The 20,254-nt window shown below is 37.2% G+C and carries 17 protein-coding genes and 1 pseudogene; 9 read left to right on the top strand and 9 right to left on the bottom strand.

Features of this window, described 5'->3' with window-relative positions; all coding sequences use genetic code 11:
- Positions 1 to 9: 9 nt before the first annotated feature.
- Positions 10 to 2,524 (bottom strand): annotated as a pseudogene (locus tag IPI65_22095) (serine hydrolase).
- Positions 2,525 to 2,847: 323 nt separating this feature from the next.
- Here IPI65_22095 and IPI65_22090 point away from each other — a divergent pair.
- Positions 2,848 to 4,557: a VCBS repeat-containing protein gene (locus IPI65_22090; protein ID MBK7444122.1), complete on the top strand. Its 1,710-nt coding sequence runs from the start codon at positions 2,848 to 2,850 to the stop codon at positions 4,555 to 4,557.
- A gap of 257 nt (positions 4,558 to 4,814) precedes the next feature.
- Here IPI65_22090 and IPI65_22085 read toward each other — a convergent pair whose 3' ends face one another.
- Together IPI65_22085 and IPI65_22080 are read right to left on the bottom strand one after the other, a co-directional pair.
- A complete protein-coding gene (locus IPI65_22085) occupies positions 4,815 to 5,927 on the bottom strand; it encodes a hypothetical protein (GenBank protein MBK7444121.1) in 1,113 nt (370 codons plus the stop codon).
- 364 nt (positions 5,928 to 6,291) lie between these two features.
- Positions 6,292 to 6,894: a GNAT family N-acetyltransferase gene (locus IPI65_22080; GenBank protein MBK7444120.1), complete on the bottom strand. Its 603-nt coding sequence runs from the start codon at positions 6,892 to 6,894 to the stop codon at positions 6,292 to 6,294.
- A 183-nt stretch (positions 6,895 to 7,077) separates the two neighbouring features.
- Between IPI65_22080 and IPI65_22075 the strand changes: the two genes are divergently transcribed.
- The 3 genes from IPI65_22075 to IPI65_22065 all read left to right on the top strand — a co-directional run bounded on the left by IPI65_22075 (position 7,078) and on the right by IPI65_22065 (position 9,128).
- On the top strand, positions 7,078 to 7,878 hold the full coding sequence (locus IPI65_22075; protein ID MBK7444119.1) for a hypothetical protein: 801 nt from the start codon (positions 7,078 to 7,080) through the stop codon (positions 7,876 to 7,878).
- A gap of 77 nt (positions 7,879 to 7,955) precedes the next feature.
- On the top strand, positions 7,956 to 8,351 hold the full coding sequence (locus tag IPI65_22070) for a hypothetical protein (GenBank protein MBK7444118.1): 396 nt from the start codon (positions 7,956 to 7,958) through the stop codon (positions 8,349 to 8,351).
- A gap of 231 nt (positions 8,352 to 8,582) precedes the next feature.
- Entirely contained in the window at positions 8,583 to 9,128 is a 546-nt protein-coding gene (locus IPI65_22065; GenBank protein MBK7444117.1) for a DUF2807 domain-containing protein, read from the top strand.
- Positions 9,129 to 9,161: 33 nt separating this feature from the next.
- Here IPI65_22065 and IPI65_22060 read toward each other — a convergent pair whose 3' ends face one another.
- From IPI65_22060 to IPI65_22040, 5 genes are all read right to left on the bottom strand, one after another.
- Positions 9,162 to 9,602, bottom strand: a complete 441-nt coding sequence (locus tag IPI65_22060) for a DUF2721 domain-containing protein (protein ID MBK7444116.1) — start codon at positions 9,600 to 9,602, stop codon at positions 9,162 to 9,164.
- Between the two features lie 35 nt (positions 9,603 to 9,637).
- Complete coding sequence (locus IPI65_22055) at positions 9,638 to 13,066, bottom strand: hypothetical protein (GenBank protein MBK7444115.1); 3,429 nt, start codon at positions 13,064 to 13,066, stop codon at positions 9,638 to 9,640.
- A gap of 1,130 nt (positions 13,067 to 14,196) precedes the next feature.
- Positions 14,197 to 14,934 carry an acyl-CoA desaturase gene (locus IPI65_22050; protein MBK7444114.1) on the bottom strand — a complete coding sequence of 246 codons (738 nt, stop codon included), beginning with the start codon at positions 14,932 to 14,934 and terminating at the stop codon, positions 14,197 to 14,199.
- Positions 14,935 to 14,997: 63 nt separating this feature from the next.
- Positions 14,998 to 15,543: a DinB family protein gene (locus IPI65_22045; GenBank protein ID MBK7444113.1), complete on the bottom strand. Its 546-nt coding sequence runs from the start codon at positions 15,541 to 15,543 to the stop codon at positions 14,998 to 15,000.
- Positions 15,540 to 16,778, bottom strand: a complete 1,239-nt coding sequence (locus IPI65_22040; protein ID MBK7444112.1) for a metallophosphoesterase — start codon at positions 16,776 to 16,778, stop codon at positions 15,540 to 15,542. Before IPI65_22040 ends, IPI65_22045 begins: the two co-directional genes overlap by 4 nt.
- Before the next feature lie 199 nt (positions 16,779 to 16,977).
- On the opposite strand from IPI65_22040, the gene IPI65_22035 reads away from it, so the two are divergent.
- Positions 16,978 to 18,045, top strand: a complete 1,068-nt coding sequence (locus IPI65_22035; GenBank protein ID MBK7444111.1) for a CoA transferase — start codon at positions 16,978 to 16,980, stop codon at positions 18,043 to 18,045.
- A gap of 9 nt (positions 18,046 to 18,054) precedes the next feature.
- On the opposite strand, the gene IPI65_22030 is transcribed toward IPI65_22035, so the two are convergent.
- A complete protein-coding gene (locus IPI65_22030; protein MBK7444110.1) occupies positions 18,055 to 18,339 on the bottom strand; it encodes a YbaB/EbfC family nucleoid-associated protein in 285 nt (94 codons plus the stop codon).
- 87 nt (positions 18,340 to 18,426) lie between these two features.
- Between IPI65_22030 and IPI65_22025 the strand changes: the two genes are divergently transcribed.
- The 4 genes from IPI65_22025 (at position 18,427) to IPI65_22010 (ending at position 20,203) form a co-directional block, all read left to right on the top strand.
- Positions 18,427 to 18,681 carry a hypothetical protein gene (locus tag IPI65_22025; GenBank protein ID MBK7444109.1) on the top strand — a complete coding sequence of 85 codons (255 nt, stop codon included), beginning with the start codon at positions 18,427 to 18,429 and terminating at the stop codon, positions 18,679 to 18,681.
- An 89-nt stretch (positions 18,682 to 18,770) separates the two neighbouring features.
- A complete protein-coding gene (locus tag IPI65_22020; GenBank protein MBK7444108.1) occupies positions 18,771 to 19,154 on the top strand; it encodes an SET domain-containing protein-lysine N-methyltransferase in 384 nt (127 codons plus the stop codon).
- Between the two features lies 1 nt (position 19,155).
- On the top strand, positions 19,156 to 19,692 hold the full coding sequence (locus IPI65_22015) for a C40 family peptidase (protein ID MBK7444107.1): 537 nt from the start codon (positions 19,156 to 19,158) through the stop codon (positions 19,690 to 19,692).
- Positions 19,693 to 19,729: 37 nt separating this feature from the next.
- Positions 19,730 to 20,203, top strand: a complete 474-nt coding sequence (locus IPI65_22010) for a hypothetical protein (protein ID MBK7444106.1) — start codon at positions 19,730 to 19,732, stop codon at positions 20,201 to 20,203.
- The last annotated feature ends 51 nt before the right edge of the window (positions 20,204 to 20,254 follow it).

Below are 20,254 nucleotides of genomic sequence, written 5' to 3'. Positions count from 1 at the left end.
TTATTTTTTTTATTTACTGATAAATACACCGGGAAATTCTGCTGTTGCTGTTTTATCTGCATAAACCAACACACCATTTACCCAAACCATTAAAATACCATCTGAAACAGCTTTTGAATTATCGATATTGGCATTATCGCGAACAGTTTCCGCATCAAATAAAACCAAATCGGCAAAATAGCCGGGCGCAATAACACCTCTGTTGCTAATACCAACATGTTCGGCACTTAATGCTGTCATTTTATTGATGCCTGTTTCCAGCGACATAATTTTTTCATCTCTGATATAATTACTCAACACTCTTGTAAATGCACCATAACCGCGCGGATGTCCGCCATTTGCACCATCCGAACAAATATTAGTATGTGCCCAGCTTAAAAACGGAATAATATCTTCATCGCTCATACTTTTTCCCATTATGGCTTCCACATCATCATCTTCAGGATGCATTTTTTCATATGCTGCTGCTGCTGCAACTAAATATAATAAAGTTGCTTCAGGTGTTTCATTGCGCATTGTTGCAATTTGTGAAATTGTTTTGCCTTTGTATTCCGGATTCGGTGCAAAGCGCACCATCACCGAACCTGCCGGGTCAAATAAATGTGTAGTTGCATAAGTTGCTGCTTCCATACTCGTAAAATCTTTATTCGGAAATAATACGCGAATGGTTGCATTCCAATAAGTATACGGATAACAATCGGCAGTAATATCAACGCCTTGCATACGTGCAGCTTCCAGCATGGCAATAATATCATCCGCCGTTCCCCAATCATCTTTTAAAGCAATTTTTATATGCGAAATCTGAACAGGAACTTGCGCAACATAACCTATCGTAATTATTTCCTCAAGAGCAGTTTGTAAATTAATATCCTCACTGCGCAAATGGCTGATATATTTTCCTCCGCCCGCAGCAGTAGTTTTTGCTAATTGAATTACTTCATCGCGACTGGAATAAAATCCACCTTCATATTCCAAACCTGTCGCCAAACCCAATGAACCTTTTGCTAATTCATCGGCTAATATTTTATTAATGGCATCAATTTCATTTTGTGTTGCAGGTCGTTTTAAATTTTCCGCACCCATTACCTGTTCGCGTATGGTTGCATGTCCCGTATACGTTGCAATATTTACCGATTTAGGAATTGTTTTACACCACAATTTAATACTGTCCACGGCATCACTTTCCCCATCCTGCCCAACAACAATAGTAGTAATTCCCTGACTAATTGCTGCAAGTGCATCGGGATTTTCATTTAATCCGCGGTCAACATGACTATGTGTATCAATAAATCCCGGCGCTAATATTTTACCTTTCCCGTCAATTATTTTTTCACCTGTAAATGGGGTTAAATCGCCAACGGCAATTATCTGATCTCCTGCAATTCGAACCGCAGCTTTTTTTGCAGGTGTCCCCGTGCCATCAATTACCATTACATTATTAATTAATGTTGTTTCGGGCACTGTATAATCTGAACCAAAAAATAAACTTTTTGCCATATTTCTCCCACTGTCATTATCACCACTGGAAAGTACAATTAATGTCCGATTGTTTTCAATATCGCGACAAATAATATTGTAAAATCCAACCCAGCTTCCTGTATGCCAGTATAAACTGTTTTCCTTTTCTATAAACCAGCCAAATCCATACGGATAGGCTTTTCCGGAGCTTAACTGCACAGGTTTTAATGCTTCTGCAAAGGTGGTTTTTTTAATAATTTTTCCGTTATATAACAGTTGCTCCCATTTATATAAATCTTCTACTGACGAATAAATATTTCCATCACCTGTAACACCGTCAATATGAAATAAATCATTTAATTTATTTTCTCCATTTATTATACTAAATCCATACACATGATTTTCAGGAACAACAGGCATTAATATCTGATAAACATAAGTATTTTTTTAATCCCGCAGGCATCGCAATTTTTGTTTTAAAAAAATCAGCAATGTTTTGTCCCGATACACGTTCAATTATTGTCGACAATAAAACATAATTGGTATTGCTGTATTCCCAATTTGTTCCGGTGGTAAATAATAATTCCGGTTTGTATTTAATATACAGGCTAATCATACCTGCATTGGTTAAGGTATCCAGTGGTGTTCTGTGATCCATGTACACATCCCAATAATCCGGAATGCCGCTGGTATGTGTCATTAAATTTCGAATGGTAATTCCGTTATAAGGCCATTCCGGAATATATTTATTTACCGCATCATCAAAATTTAATTTTCCTTCATCAAATAAAACCATGATGCAAGCAGTAATAAATTGTTTGCTTACCGATGCAAGATTAAATGATGAAGCTGTAGTTAATTGAGCTCCGGTTCTGAAGTCGCTTGTGCCAAATGCTTTTTCGTAAATAATTTTCCCTTTTTCAGCGTATAAAACGGTCCCGTTAAAGCGGTTGGTATTGGCCAGCACGGTAAGGTTACTGTCCAAAGTGTTGATATTCAATGTGGTTTGCGACCAGCAGCTTGTGCTGTATAACCCCATCAATAAAATCCATAAAAGTTTTCTCATAGTTCCCATTAGCGGCAATAAAGGTAACTTTTTTCTATTCTTGTAAGGTTTTTTTGGGGGGAGAAAGTACTATTTTCAGGGCTTGTAATTATTAGCGCCGTAGCCTCTGCTATTGTTGCCTGTTCAGTTTGTGGCTGGTGCAGACATATATAAGTTATGTAGTGTAAATATTGGAATTTATCGGTAAAGCAAATATCGGAGAAGGTTAAACAGTGATTTCCGCAAGGAAACACGTTAAATGTTTTATTAAAAAAGGTTAAATGACATTAACATGTAAAAAATGCCCTCTACTTATTCCTATTTTCGCTAAAACCCAAACCGAAATGAAAAAAATAATACTATTAAGCGCCATTTTATTTACACTTAAATCTGTTACACAGGCACAAATATTTACACCCGTAATTATTGGTGATATTGTAAATACCATTTCCGATTCAAGAAGCTGCAATTGGGTAGATATTAATAATGATGGTTATCAGGATATCATGATTACAAATGGAAAAGAAGGTGGTGAAAATAATATGTTATACATCAATAATACCGATGGCACATTTACCACTGTAGTTTCAGATACTATCGTAAAAGATGGTATGCCTTCTGACGGCGCCACCTGGGCAGATGCAGATAATGATGGTGATATTGATGCATTTGTAGTGAATTGGTTTGGAAAAAATAATATGTTTTATCTGAATAATAATGATAATTCATTTACACAGGTAACGGAAGGAATTGCGGTAAACGATTTTGGTTATTCTGAAACTGCCGCCTGGGGCGATTATGATAATGATGGATTTGTGGACCTCTACGTAACAAACAGCGATAGTTTAAAACAAAATTATTTATATCACAATAATGGTGATGCTACTTTCACAAAAGTGTTAAGTGGCGATTTAGTAACCGATGCCTATATTTCCCGCAGCGCAAACTGGATCGATTACGACCTTGATGGCGATGCCGATTTATTTGTAACCAACGAAGCCAATCAGCATGAAAATTTTTATATCAATAACGGCGATGCCACGTTCACAAAATTAAGCAGCGACCCGCTGGTAATGAATGGTGGCAAAACCATGAGCAGCAGTTGGGGTGATGTAGATAACGACGGCGATTTTGATGTTTTTCTCGCCAACGATGGAACCAATAATGCCCTATTTTTAAACGACGGAGTAGGCAATTTTACAAAATCCGCAACCGATATTGTCAGCAACGACGGCGGACATTCATTCGGCTGCAATTTTTCCGATATCGACAACGATGGCGACCTCGATTTATTTGTCACCAATTCATTTTGGGGCACACAATGGAATAATTATTTATACCTAAATAATGGTGATGGCACTTTTATAAAAAACACGACCGATGAAACCGTTTCCGTTTTAGGCTGGAGTTATGGCAATGCCTTTGGCGATTATGATAAAGATGGTGATATGGATTTAATGGTTGCTAATTGTTACAACGCAGGTCAGGAAAACAGTTTATTTAATAATAGTGGCAACGATAATAATTGGCTGGTAATTAATTTAACCGGTGTAATTTCAAATAAATCAGCAATCGGTGCAATTGTCAAAATAAAAGCAAACATCAACGGCGAAACAATTTGGCAAATGCGCGAAGTTTCTGCACAATCCGGTTATTGCGGACAAAACATGCTGCCCGTGCATTTTGGTTTAGGCAATGCAACACAAATAGATAGTATTGTGGTATTATGGCCAAGTGGTATAACCGACGCCCTTAGCAGCTTGCCGTTAAATAATTATCACACAATTATAGAAGGAACATATAGCACATCCATTGCAACAAATACACCTAATGTATTCACCATTTCACCAAACCCCGGAAACGGCCTCTTTCAGGTAACCACAACAACACCCGCAAATTTATTTATTTACGATTCCTCCGGTTTATTAATTCAAACAAAACAATTACAATCCGGCACAAATACAATCGACCTCAAACAACAACCAAACGGCAACTACTTTTTTGTTCTTCAACAAAATGGCAAAAGGAGTGGGGTAGTAGTGGTGAAAATGTAAATTATAAATATTTCTTTAATAAAATCAATAACAAAAACTGTCATAATTTAATTATTGCAGATGATTACATTTTAATAACGCAAATGCGAGTAAATCAACAATGTAGGGGCGAATTGCATCCGCCCCTACATGGGTGTTTTACGATTTGATTACTCAGAAATCAGTTTGTTTTACGAATTGTATAATTCATTGTTCTTCAACAAAATGGCAAAAGGAGTGGAGTGGTTGTAATGAAAATGTAATAGACAATAGTTTATTCAATAAAATTCATAACGAAAGGTAATAAAGTAGTATTGACCTTCCTCTAATTTTATTAGCAATCCATTTGAATCATAAAAAAATGTTTTGGCAAGACTTTTTTCTTTATTAGCCGGATTTACTTCAAATACTTTTTTCATCAAAAGTTTATTAGTTAATGTATCATAAGTGGAAACCGTTTCACCTTCAAAAATATCAGGCATAGCCTGCATTAATTCGTTTGGGCAGAAACAACCACAATCCGCTTCAATCATTTCAACTTCATCGTCTAACCTTCCCGTTTTTATTTCTTTTTTATTGTTCGTTGTTTCAACTATACGATAATGGTTGTTATCATAAGTTACGTATTCATTGTAATTGGTGCCACTCATTTTATTTGCCCTTGTATACTGCTGGGAATAAGGGTTATAGGTATATTCAAAAATTTCCACGATGTTGTGATTAAATTCCAGGCTTTTTACCATACGGTTGACACTATCAAATTTTACTTCACCTAAATAAATAATACTATCACCTTTCTTAGTAGTTATCTTGTACGAATTATGTAATCCCCATTCTTTTGTAGTTGTTATACCGGTGAGCAGGTTAGTAGTGACTTCTGTGCCTAAAGCATCCTTTAATACTTTTAGAGTTGATTGAATTATTTCTCCCTCTTCGTTGGCGCTGATAATAATGGTTGTATCGCCGTGATAAATATAATCAGTTGACTTTACGTTGGTTATTAAATTTACAATTTCAGTGCTGTCGGCAAAACGAGTAATTCTGCCTGAATTATCAAAATAGGATATTTCCCAATGCTGAAACCCTCGTTGGATATAACATTTACTTATTTTTTGAATTGTGGTATCCCTGTATTTGAATGTTGTAAATGATGAGGTTTCCGGACCATTTTCATATAGAGGCTTCCATAATATTAAATTACCAAGTGTATCATATTCAAATAACTCAAAAACATAATTTGTGTCAGGACTTATTTTGTTTCTATAGGTATAGATTTTATTGACACCAATGGTTTTTGCCTGTAATCTGGTTATTGGAGCTTCACTTTTACTTTGAGCATTGAGGCAAGCCGGATATATACCAATCAGCAGGAAAATTATGAAGGAGCGCATCAAATGTGTTTTTTATAAAACGATGAAACACAACTGAAAATTTCAACTTTTACACGTTCTTACATTTTTATGAGATACATGCGAGTAAAACACCCATGTAGGGGCGAATTGAATCCGCCCCTACATGGGTGTTTTACGAATTGTAAACTCAGAAATCTTTTTGTTTTACAAATTGTAACGGCTTGAACCTTTTTAATAAACTAATTGCATCCGCCCCTACATGGTGGATTTACGAATTGATTACTCAGAAATCTGTTTGATTTACAAATTGTAACGGCTTGAATCTTTTAATAAACTAATTGCATCCGCCCACATGGTGGATTTACGAATTGATATGATAAATATTTTTTAATCTCAGAAACCCCTACAACCTCCCCTCCAATCCCGCTTTAACCTTCCCATACCACTCATTTTTTAAAATACTCAACACAATACTATCTCTGCGGCCGCCATCGGTTTTAATGGAATTACTGCGTAAAATACCTTCTTCCACACAACCAATTTTTTTCATGGCATGTATACTTTTTGCATTATTTGAGTCTGCACGAAATTCAACTCGTTCAATACCTAAATGTTCGAAAGCATATTGTAACAACAAATATTTACAATGTGTATTAATACCGGTTCCCTGATGTGTTTTTCCATACCAGGTATAACCTAATTGTAAATTGTGCATATTCAACTGAATATCATAATACCTTGTGCTACCGGCGTATTGTTGCAGTTTTTTATTGTAAACAATAAAGGGAAATTCTTTTTCCTGCGCTTTCGCCTCCATGGCTACGGCAAGATATTTTTTTAAACCGTCTTCACCTGCTGCGGATAATAATGAATAAGTCCATAGTTCAGGTTCATTTATTGCAAAAGGTAATAAATGTATATAATCGGCTTCAGTCAACGGTCGCATAATTACCATTTCTGATTCCAATACAGGAGGGTTTGAAAATAAATCGGACTGATTGCTCATATTGTTAAATTCTATTCAAAGGTATTATTTCCCTTAATAAATAAGCTTAATCATTAATAAAATTTTAATTAAAAAATCGAATTTGAGTACTATTGTCATTCAAACTACGAACCCCATTAGCTAATTTGCTAATCGGCTAATTAGCTAATTATTAGTATTTTTGAAATCAAACATTTTCAATCCATGAATCCGTTTAAAAAAAATAATTATTTTTTCACAATCATAGCACTGCTCATTTGTTTTATCCCCGATAAACTCACGGCACAGGTTGATACACCACCTCAACCTGCCGAAGAATTTATTTTACCATCATCCAGTATGAATATTGGTATACATGCCAATGTTTCCAACTATCTGGTAAGAGGTGCTTCCGCATTAAATAATATCGGTTTCGATCCGATGTTATCTTTTGCATATCATTTCAATTTAAATAAACTGGTAACCCAATCGGTTTATGTCACCGGCGATTATGCTTTTGCACGAAATATAAAAGACGAAAAAACTTCCAGGCCTCAGGTCGATTTAGGTTACAGAGCTTCAGTTTTACTTTGGCCGGTTGGGCTCATTTCAGGTATTGGTTATAAAGCAGCCATTTATAATATGGAGGATATTAATGAGGATAATTACTGGCTAACCCAAATTTATGTGCCTACGGAAGTTTACTGGACAAAACTACTGCCCTCTAAAAATGCAATTCTAGTGCAAGCGGGTTTACCTTTATTCGAACTCATTTCCGCCTCTGATGCATCTTTGTCGCTCATTACTCCAAATGAACCCGGTTCCGTTTTAAACGAAATGCATAGCGACTGGTTCTTTGGATTACCTTTTATCGATTATGAAGCAGTAAAATTCGCTGCAGCATACGTTAAAACCCTCTCCGCAACCACGGCTGTCAAGTTTGTTTACCAAATGCAATACTACCAATTATACACGCCAAAATACCGTACCTTCGAAAATGGTATAGCCTTTGTGTACCAGTTCTGACAAGGTTTTTGCCATTTTTTTGGAAATAAGCAAGCTTATACATAACTTTAACATCAGAAACAACAAAACATATTGATATGAAATCTACTCTTCAAATTTTTGCCGTTGTAATGCTCCTCATGGTTACAGGCTTTTCCTATGGTCAGGTTGCAGGCGTTCCCGATGGCACTTATAGCTGCGAGCAACGCGCATCAACCGGTAAACCACATATTATCACCATGGTAGTTACCACTACTGCAGGTGTTAGCACGGTAGCCTACCGCGAAACCATCGATGGTCTCGAAATTTGCACGGCCAATCTGGTATATGTGCGCACAGAACCGGATAACCACTACATTTATAAATCTACTGTTGAAGGTTCAAAAGATTGCACCGGCGGCGTAGAAATGCATTTTGTTGCTGCAGGCGCAGGTGCAGGTGTTATGCTCCAAAAAGGTGGCAGCGGAAGAACATTTAATTTGCTTAAACAATAAACGTATTCATATAATTTCCAACCCGCTGTCTGAAATTACAGCGGGTTTTTTTATGTACCTGTAGCTGCATTATTGGAATTTTATACCTTCAACAAATTCCTTTACTAATTCATAACCCCGTTTCACACAAAATCTGACCTACTTCACGCAAAGTGACTTTTTTGTTGTTGCACCAATAAATACTTTTGGTTTATTAATAATTGATGTGATAAACACAACGTATTACCCTTTATGAAACAAGCGGTTTTAATTATCCTCCTGCTATTTACCATGAATACAATTTCAAGTGCGCGCAATAACTCCCCAATTGCGGCACTTGATTTTTCCATTCCTGATTTTACGGCAATTAAAGTTGAAAAAGGTGTTACTGTTATCCTCCAACAAGGGCTCGCACCGGGCATTTCAGTGCGTGATGCTGATGCAGAAAAAGCATTGGTTTATCATTGCAGAGGCGCACAATTACGCATCAGTAAAAAATTTGCTGCTAAAAATATTACCGTATATGTTACCTGTACACAGTTAGATAAAATACGCGTTTGTTATGGTGGTAAATTAATTGGTAATAATATTAATGGAACAGAATTAGAATTGCTGGCAGATGAAAATGCAACCTTGTATTTTTCAGGAAATTACAACGTCATTAAATCGACAACCAGAAACAGTATTGTAAATATTTCCGGCAACTATATTCAACAACCTGGTATACTGGATTATAATGGACGATATACCATTATTTATACAGCAAAAATCACCGAACTTACTACGCAATCAGAATAAAAGAGTGGTTCATTTATCGCTCTTATTGAACATTTATTTGTCGAATTTTTTACGGAGATAATCCACTAAATTATCATCATCCAAACCTTCCATATCCGAAAGTTCAAGCTCTAAAGCTCTGGTGCTTTTAAGTATTTCTAACAGCGATAACAATAAACTCAGTGCAAATAAAATAATGGAAGTAGCAAACATTACATGCGCATAATACATAGCATCCTGGTATATCATGTACATCGAAATAATGGCGAAAATAAATGACATCACCCCGAAAAATTGCATGCGCCGAACCAACTTAATGCGGTATTTTAAATTTTTTATTTGGAGATGTAAATTTTTGTTGGCATTGCTCAGCTGGTATTCATCATGTAATTTTCGAACCACTGAGCTCAAAGCCATAAACCGGTTGGTATAGGCAAGCATTACTAAACTGATTGCAGGAAATAATAATGCCGGGGTATTAATGGTGATATCCATACTGCAAAATAACAAAATTATGTGGTAACAACTGCTTAAAAAATGGCGCGCATTTGTAAACGGCCAACATGGGTAATTGCATTATCACCCGTTTTGCGGCCTTCATAACTCACCGTTAATTGTAATAGTTGTGATAATTTCCTGTCGATGCTAACATTCCATAAAATATTATTACCATTATTTAATCCTTCCAGCATAGCATATCCAACAGGCGAATCCTCAATGCCATCGAATACTATGGCGATATAACTGAATTTTGTGGTGATGGTACTTTTGGCAACAACATTATAACGTAAATCGAAAGTCAGCTCATTGCTGCTTAACAATTCGCCACCTTCATTATTGCTGCTGGTAGTATACTGATAATACACCGATGTTCTGAAAACACTGCCTTTTATAAATGTAATTTTCGGCTCAATTACCTGATATGGTATATTGTAATTTTTAGATGTAAATCCTTCAGAAATCAACGATTTGTTTCCAATGCTATATGTTCCGTTAATAATTATGGGTTTGGCAATTTTGTATCGCATGGTAATCTTGTGTTCATCTTTACCTCTGCTTTCAGGACCAACCGTAATTACCTGTTTGCTGAAATTGCGCAAATAACTATAGTCAATACCAAACTTATTTCCCGACCGATTAAAATATAAGGTATTCAGCCAATATACATTTGAACTTACCAGCAAACTATCATCAATTAAAGCAAATGGATTATAAGCCGCAAACGATTGATCATCCAACACCTTGCGCGTCATTTGCAGCGACGACTGTGCAGCAAATTTCCCGACGAATCCCGGTAATCCTTTTTCATCATGCCATAATACTTTCGGATTTAATCCCAACGAATAATTAAAATTGGTCATGTTACTTTGAATATATTCATCCGTAGGCACAAATACCTGAATAAAATTCGCTTCGTCAGCAAAAACGGCAATTTCAAATTCATCCAATTCCTGTATACCATTTGCATTATAGTCATTCCATGTGTACACACCGATTCCGGGTTCTACTTCAACAAAAGTGTATTCCCGCTTAGGTTCCTGTCCGGTGCCGAGTTCATAATAAATGTCGCCGTTGATCAAACCTTTTTTAATGGTAAACGCATTTTGAATTCTGCCCAGCAACGATTTTTCCGGTGCTAAAAGCGTAAGTGATGTATCAACAATATCTAATGTGCGATAAGCAATTTGCCATGAATACCGATTATTGATTTTTTTATTTAAAGCGCCTGAAACCGAATACGTATTTCCTTTCGTTACATCCGAAAATTTTCCGGCTAATGGTAATTTATCTAATCGTGTAATTACTTCTGCCGCAAACAAATTTTTTGAAGTATCCGCATTTCCGATGCGATAAGTAAACTGGTCGTAATAAAATGAATTCGCAATTAATGAATCATTTAATGCACTCATACGATTATGTTCGCCTTCATAAGCAATTTTTGTCTGCCATAAATTTAATTCCGGAAATTTTCTGATCACAGCAAGCGATGGCCTGAAAAATAAGGAATTTAAACTATCATCCGTTGCATTTAAAAAGCTACTGTTGCCCGTAATTTCCCACTTTGCATTGCGGTAATTGCCCGTTGCCGATTGTAAAAATCCGGTATATACATTTTCGCGAATAAATGTAGATGATTGCACGCCGAAATTCCATTTATCTTTTCCGGTTAAATTGATACCCGCATTGGCATAATGTTCATTTGTTTTTTCCGTAGAAAAAATATTCCAGTCGCGATTAAATTCAACGGGGCGGTAACGTTCCGGAGGTGCAAAATCGGCCCCCGCAAATTCATAATTGGTTTGTGCTGTAATTTTTACCTGCGTATTTAATTGTTTGGTATAAATATAATTGCCTTTGTAAGCAAACCCCTCGTTATCATCGTTGCCTAATTCGGCAAATGTATTTACATCGTTATTCGTAAATGCAATTTCAGAACCGATTTCATGTTTATCATTTATTTTATAACTCCCGCCCGCAGTTATCATTTGAGTCCGCTTTGGCGCAATTAATAAAATAACCGGCTCATAATTTCCCTGCGGTATACCACCCACCGGCGCCACCCACTGATAAATACGTCCGTTAGCACCTGAAACAGTTTGAATATAATTCCCGCGATTAGCGCCCAAATCGGTAAACGATAAAACATACATGGCCGAATCTGCATTGGTGGAATAAACAAATACGGAATCGAAACCTAAACTATCCACCATTTTATACATAATGCGTGTTGCATCAAAACTAATACTATCAATACCACTAGCAAATGCCTCATTTATGGAATCTCCTGCTGCTGCTAATATGCTGCGTTCATAACTATTTATCGTTTGATCTAAGGGCTGATTTTTACTGTCCTGCTCCGAATAAACATTCAGGTATAATCTTAATTTTTCATCCCCCGAAACAAATTGATTTCCCGAAAAAACCAAGCTCCTGAAATAATTTTTATCTGAATATTCAAATTCAATCTGAACACGTTTATCTTTTGTCAATAATATTTTTGGTGTAAATGCAATTTCTCCGGCATTGTAATCGATGATATAATCATTTTCAGCACCACGTGTTAAAAGTTTGCCATCCATGTAAACACGTTCGGTTCCGGCTAAAATGATAATAAACGTTTCACCATTATTTCCTTTTAATTTGTAGGGACCCTGATTACCTTCAATTACTGCGATATCCTGCCTTGCATAATTCCCTTTTGCCACTGCTAAACTCAATCCCGATGTGAGTGTGCCATTGCCGGTATCAAATCCGCCTGTATAACTTGCGCCTTGTAATTTTTTATAATAATTCATAAAATATCCGGGTGGTCTGTAAATTTCAAAATCACCCATAATCAGCTGTTGTTTATTTTTTGAAAGCTGAATAAATACTTTATCGAATTCCTGTAACTGTTGTGTATTACCTTCCGGTTGAATGGGTATATTATTATCGGTAATGGAAGCAGAAATGTTTACATCGTTTTGTAATTTACCATTCATCTGCAAATTAAAATCAGAATTAACTACAACATCCTGATTATTTCCAAAGGATATACCGCGCGCAAAACTCCCATTGTAATCTAACCCCTTAATATTTAAATAAGGTTCACTGTTGTTAATGTCGATTACATAAGGTTTAAAATTAATATTCGCACTATCAAATAAAACCGGGTCTTTATTAAAATACGTTTGTGTAAATAAATACGGAAATACCTGATATTGAATTTCCAATAAACCATTTATTTTTTTATTGAATACGACCAGTGCATTAAAATAATCGACTTTATAAAACCCGGTATCCAGCAAACGTTTTTGAAACCCGGTAACAGAATCGCCATTCACCTGATGTATACTCAGTGTTCCTGGAATTATACTCAATGAGTCTAACTGTAATGTATCTCTGGTAACAAAAACCTGTTTTACACGCAGGTTGTTTTGCTGGCCCAACAGCGTAGTGCCCGCAACAAACATCAACATGCCTAATATGTAAAACCTTAAACGGATAGCCTTGCTTTTACAGGTAAAGTTAATCCCTCCCACCGAAACGTTTGCTTTGCGCCTCATGGTATAAACCTCCCCTCACTAAAATCAACAATTAATCCGACTAACACCACCACTCAACCCTCCACCATAACTCCAACCAAAAAACCTACCGCATCGCGTTTACCTGCAAGCCGAGGCAGGGTTACATATTTTTAACAAAACGCGCCCCAAAGAATCAGCAGAACCGCGTAGCTTTACCTACCTACAAGGCAGGGGTGAAACAAAAAATGCACATCAAACTAAAAATGCCAATCATCACTCCAAATTAACTCCAACCAAAAAACCTACCGCATCGCGGTTGCATATTTTTAACAAAAGCCGCCCCCTAAGAATCAGCAGAACCGCATCGCGGTGAAACAAAAAATGTACTTGAAACTAAAAACCACCGTTCAATACTCCAGATAAACTATAAAGCAAAAACCTACCGCAGAGCGGTTGCATATTTTTAACCCCAACTGCGTAGCAGTGAAAGAATGGTAACAGACGCAACCCCCTTAGAATCTGCAGAACCGCGTAGCGGTGAAACAAAAAAGTCGAACAAACCAAAAACCCCCCAATCAACACTCCACATTACCTCCAAAGCAAAAACCTACCGCAGAGCGGTTGCATATTTTTAACAAAAGCCCACCCCTAGGAATCAGCAGAACCGCGTAGCTTTACCTACCTACAAGGCAGGGGTGAAACAAAAAATGCACATCAAACTAAAAACACGAATCAACACTCCACATGAACTGTAAAGTAACAACCAACTGCGTAGCAGTGAAAGAATTGTAACAGACGCAACCCCCTTAGAATCTCCAGAACCGCGTAGCGGTGAAACAAAAAATGTACTTCAAACTAATAACACCAATCAACGCTCCACATTAACTCCTAAGTAAAAACCTACCGCAGAGCGGTTGCATATTTTTAACAAAAGCGCACCCCCTAGGAATCAGCAGAACCGCGTAGCTTTACCTGCCTACAAGGCAGGGGTGAAACAAAAAATGTACATCAAACTAAAAACACCAATCAACGCTCCAAATTAAATCGAACCCAAAAAAACCTATCAAGTTCCCATTTTATCCCTAAACCGGCTCTTTATTCAACCTTATAACATGTAAAAAATTCAAAGCCCGTATAACCGGATAAGTCGGGTCAACTTCAAACCAGCGATACCCAAAATTCGGACGTGCCAATAATTTATGGTGGTTATTATGATAACTTTCTCCCATCATTAAAATGTCAACAGGTAAAAAGTTTTTAGAAGTATCTTCTATTTCAAAATTGCGATAGCCATATTTATGCGCAAAGTAGTTGATAATTGCGCCGTGAACAGGGCCCATTAAACAACTAATCGGAAATAATAACCACATCCACCACTGTGTGGCAAATGCCAGGTAAAACAGAAAATAAATAACTCCCCACCCTAATCTGCTGACTAAAGTGCTGGCAAAACGGTCGAAACTGCGCCACATGGGCAAATTTTTCATGAACTTGTCGTCCACCTTCAACACATCCTTATTTATATCACCATAAATCTGTTTTGTCTTCCACATCAATGGAAACAAACCTTTGGTATAACTTGGTGAATGCGGATCGTTTTCCGTATCGGTATATGCATGATGTAAACGGTGTAAAATGCCGTATGCATAAGGACTCAGATATGAAGAACCCTGTGTAAGCCATGTAAATACATAAAAGAATTTTTCCCAAAAAGGATTCATCCTGAACATGGCATGCGCCGCATAACGGTGTAAGAAAAACGTCTGACTAAACAAGGAAAGATACCAGTGCAGAGCAAAAACAATAAAAAATATGGTCATTTTAGTTTTACTATTTAGTAAATTGTTAAACTGCCGGCAAAATTACCGCTTTTAATGCAGTTGTTATTGACGATTATGTAAAAAATTCCTGATTTGTTGCTCATGATGTAAAAAATGAGCATCCAGGAAGGTTATAGTCTGTAATAACGTAATCCTCCCCACTGCAGGGTGTTTAAAAATCGCTTTTTGGTAATACTTTTCCGGAAATTGTTCGGTTAAGTCTTTTACTGCATTCAAATTTTGTACTATTCTCAACCTAACTGTTTCAAAATCAACATGTTCCGGAACTACATCCACACCTTTTGGGGCTTTAAACTTTAGTTTACTTTTTAAGACAAGATTTAAAAGTGTTGACTTCGCACCGGTAATTAATCCTGCATCAGGAATTTTATCCGGTTCCTGCATTTTTTTGTTGATATAACCCATGCTGCGTTCAAAAACATGATTAATATGCACCAAAATTTGCCCCGTACTCCATTTCCCCGGGTTATGTGGTTTATTAAATTCCACTTCCGTTAAACCGGCAACTGTTTCCATTAATTGTAAACAATGTGTTTCTAAAAGCAGATATTTTTGGCGGATGGTATTTTTCGCAGCTGCACCTTTCATGCTTCGTTTTCATTGTGCAAAGTAAATAAAGTAATTTCCGGAAGTATACCTACGCGTCCCGGATATCCAATTACACCAAATCCGCGATTGACATATAAATGCTGATTATTTTTTGAATATAATCCTGCCCATTGTTTATACATATATTTTACAGGACTCCATTTAATATTAAATAATTCAAATCCGAATTGCATACCGTGAGTATGTCCCGAAAAAGTAATATCCACTTTTGACGGATGATTTAAAACTTCTGCTTCCCAATGTGAAGGGTCATGCGATAATAATAAAACCGTCATTGCATCCTGAATGCCATTTAATGCTTTATCCAATTTTCCATAACTATGAAATCGTCCGCGTGCACTCCAGTTTTCTACACCGGCAACAACAATTTTTTCTCCGTCTTTTTCTAATTGAATATGTTCATTCATCAATAAGCGCCAACCCATTTCATGATGAATTTGTTTCAACATTTCCAGATTCGCAATTTTTGATTCCGCATCCGGCCAGGCTGCATAGTCGCCATAGTCGTGGTTTCCAAGAATACTGTAAACACCGTGTTTGGCCGTAAGCTGCTGAAACACCGGAACAAATCCCACTGCTTCTGTTGCAATATTATTTACCAAATCACCGGTAAAAAATATTAAATCCGGTTGTAAATTATTTATTTTATCTACTGCTTTTTGAACAGCATTTTTATCGGTTAAACTGCCGGAATGAATATCTGAAATCTGCACCACTTTTAATCCGTTAAATGCTGCCGGTAATTTCATTAATTTTACTTTTACCTTGCGTATTTTATAATTATACACATTAAATAATGCGCCATAAATAAACGATAAACTTAAAACACCTGCTACAATTAATGTTGTCACACTCCAAGTGCTTGATCGTTCTACACCCAAATAAAAGGTTTCATTACCTGCCAGATGTACAATAAATGTAATAAGTGTTTTACCTAAACGTACAATGTCTTCTCCCAACAATAAAATACTGATAAATATTTTCGGAACGAACAACATAAAAAATGTGCCTGTTAATACACCTCTTGGTAAATTAACCCGTTTTTTTGCCGCTGCATTTAAAAATAATACAACGCAGAAAAATAATATCGCTGTTAAGGAAAAATAGATATAAGGTAGTGCTGCAAATGTTGGAAAAGCAGTTGCAAATGCCTGAAAAGCATAAAATTCAATTCCGAATACAAAGGCAAATAAAAATAAAGTCCTTGAATGCATAATGGTAAAACAAATTCTGGTTCATTTGGTTCTGACGAGTGGGGAAGGGGTTATATTGTAAAGTGTATGAAAGCATTTGAGTTTCTTTTTGTGTATTGCTTCCTGACTTTGGTATGACAGTAGTTTATACAACTTTCTAAATTAGCTCTAGCCGCGTATTTCCATTTAAAAAATGTTAAAAACCAAGTAATTTTACCACATGTTTAAAGACCTTCAGGTAGTAGAATTAGCAGGTGTACTGGCCGGACCTGCTGTGGGTGCATTTTTTGCTGAGCTGGGTGCAACCGTTATTAAAGTTGAAAATCCGGGAACGAATGGTGATGTTACACGTCACTGGAAGCTGCCAAGTGAAGATCCTAACTCAAATACCTCTGCTTATTTTGCAACAGTTAATTATAAAAAGAATCATATTTTTCTCGACTATAATGATGCTGACGACCTGCAGCGCATATATGGTTTAATTCGACGTGCTGATGTAGTGATTTGCAATTGGAAAAAAGGTGATGGGGAAAGATTTAAATTAGATTATGATACCGTTTATGCCATCAAGCCCGATATTATTTATGCCAATATCAATAGTTTTGGAGAAGAAGAAGATCGTGTAGCTTTTGATGTTGTTTTGCAGGCTGAAACAGGATGGATGTATATGAATGGTTCTCCTTCTTCACCACCAACAAAATTACCCGTTGCCATTATCGATTTATTTGCAGCGCATCAGTTAAAAGAAGGTGTATTAACTGCACTCATAAAAAAATTAAAAACCGGAAAAGGTTCAAAAGTTACGGTAAGCCTTTTTGATGTTGCTGTTTCTTCATTGGCCAATCAGGCAGCAAATTTTTTACATACCGGTAAAATTCCTGAACGCATTGGTTCTTTACATCCCAATATTGCGCCTTACGGAGAAATTATCACCTTTAAAGATGGTGAACAGGTAGTGCTTGCAATAGGCTCTGACAGGCAGTTTCGGGCATTGTGCAAAATTGCGGGTTGCACCGATTTATGTGGGGTAGATAAATATGCCACCAACGCTGATCGTGTAATTAACCGCAACACCTTACACGGTTTATTACAAAGTAAAATGCAACGTATGACCAGCGAAGATTTTATTTATGCTTGTCGTCAGGATAATATACCGGTTGGTATAATCCGCAATATGCAACAACTATTTGAGCTGGATCGTGCACAACAATTAATATTGGAAGATGAAAGTGGCAAGCGTGTTAAAAGTGTAGTCTTCAAAATCGAAGAACATGCACTCGTAAACTGATTGCCCGAATTACATCCCAAATAATCCGCTTAAGCCACCACCCATAGCAGCCGAACGCGCTTCTGCCTCGGCAACATTTTGTGCTTTTGTCATGGCACGTTCAATGGCAATTAAAATAAGGTCTTCAAGATGTTCCTTATCGCCACTTTCAAATAAGGTATCGCTGATATTGATAGATTTCACCTTTTTGGTGGCTGTAACCGTAACTTTTACCTGATATTTTCCGTCACCGGATTCGCCATCAACCGAGATGTTATCGAGGCGCGCTTGCACCTCATCCATCTGCTTTTTCATTTCCATTGCTTTTTTCAAGTCGAACATAGTTTGGGTATTTTTTGGGCAAAGATAGATATATGCTTAATTTTGCCGCAAATTTTATCAATGAGCAAGCGCAGTGCAAAAAAACGTATCGTTACCGGAATCGCTTCCGCAATCGACGAATTATTAATGACAGCCGGTATGGATGATCGTACTTTCGATGAGAAAACCGAGCAATTATTTAAAATATATGATGATGCTATGTCTAGTATCAATTCTACCTGGAAAATAAAGGACCGTTCGGCTGTAAAGCAACACTATAGCAAGTTGTATGCAGATGTAACAAATGCTATTCAGGCAATAACCGGGAAAAAATAAGTATTCTGATGTCAAAAACAACCAAAAAAATACCCAACGCCGACCTCAGAACACTTACGCCTTTTTTACCGGATTACCTGTTCGTAGCCATGACCCCCGATCGCGGCCGCGCAGTTTTTACCAGCAAGGTTATTCCACAGGGCACAGTTATTGAAATAGCACCGATGATTGTTTTTAGTGAAAAAGACAGGTTGCTGTTAAACGACACCTTTTTGTATGAATATTACTTCGAATGGGGTAAAAGTGGCAGAAAAGGTGCTTTAGCACTTGGTTTTGGATCATTATACAATCACAGTTATAATCCAAATGCACGTTATTTACCCGATTTCGACCTCAATGTGCTTGAATTTGTTGCCGTTCGCGACATTCATCCGGGTGAGGAAATTTGTGTGAATTACAACCTCGATCCTGATGATCAAACTCCGGTTTGGTGGGAAAGAGATAAAATAAAAAAGAAAAAACAACATCCATAAAATGAATCTGCTCAAAAAGTACATGCTTGTTTTGGCCTTCGTAGCCGGCGCTCATGATCTTTTTGGGCAGCTTTCCCCCTGGTGGGCACAGTCCGATACCCTCGACAGTGTTGAAGTTCAGCGTGAAGTTATCGCAGATAGCATCATTACCTATGCCATAACCTTTATGGGAACACCCTACGTTTGGGGTGGAAACGACCCGCAAACCGGTTTCGACTGCTCGGGATTTATCTGCTACGTTTACAAGCAGTTCGATATCAGTTTACCACGCACCTCAGGTCAGCAATTTGATGCCGGAGAACCAATTCCCTACGTTGAAGCCAAACCCGGCGACCTGATTTTGTTCGCAGGCCCCGATAATGGTCCCGGAAACCCCGGACATGTTGGTATCGTGCTATCGTATGCACCGGAAACGGGTTTTTCCTTCATCCATACCTCTTCACCTGAATCAGGTGGGGTGCGCATCAGCAACGAAAAAAGTGAACAATACTACTACAAGAAATTTCTTGAAATAAGACGCGTAATCGGCACCGAATAAGCGTAATTACATTTATTTTGGCATCTTTACTCCAACTATGGCTGATTACCTGCAAACCGGATTAAGTACTTTCAAAGACCTGTTTACCTGGTTAAGCGATCGGTCGAAATCAAAAGATATCACCAAAAATGCCCTGCTCCGCGAAATTCGTGATAACCTGAAAATGCTGGAACACCGCGATAAGGAAGGTGTCAATATCAAAGCCCTGATTGAAGGCCTCAGCGCCAACGCAATTGCTGATGCTTATGTTAAGAACTACAAATTTGACGAAATGAGTGAGGGCAAAAAGCTGCTCGACAAACAATTCATTTTAAATAAACGTCAGGAAAAATACATCGGCTGGGATGTAGCCAGATTTATTTATAGCATAGAAGGTAAAATTAAAGACCTTAAAAACATTCCGGTATTATATGCCGATATCACGAAAAGTCCACTCAACATTACCGTTCGCCTCGATAATTTATATTATCAACTGCTGCTACTTGCCATTTTTATTAGTGGGAAGAAATAATTTCCTGCAACGCTTCAAATGTTAAAATTGCAGTGAACTGTAATCTTTTTT

It is taken from the genome of Bacteroidota bacterium, assembly GCA_016706255.1.
GTDB lineage: Bacteria > Bacteroidota > Bacteroidia > Chitinophagales > BACL12 > UBA7236.
The sequence above is the reverse complement of the archived record's forward strand: the minus strand, read 5'-3'. Positions and strand labels throughout refer to the sequence as shown.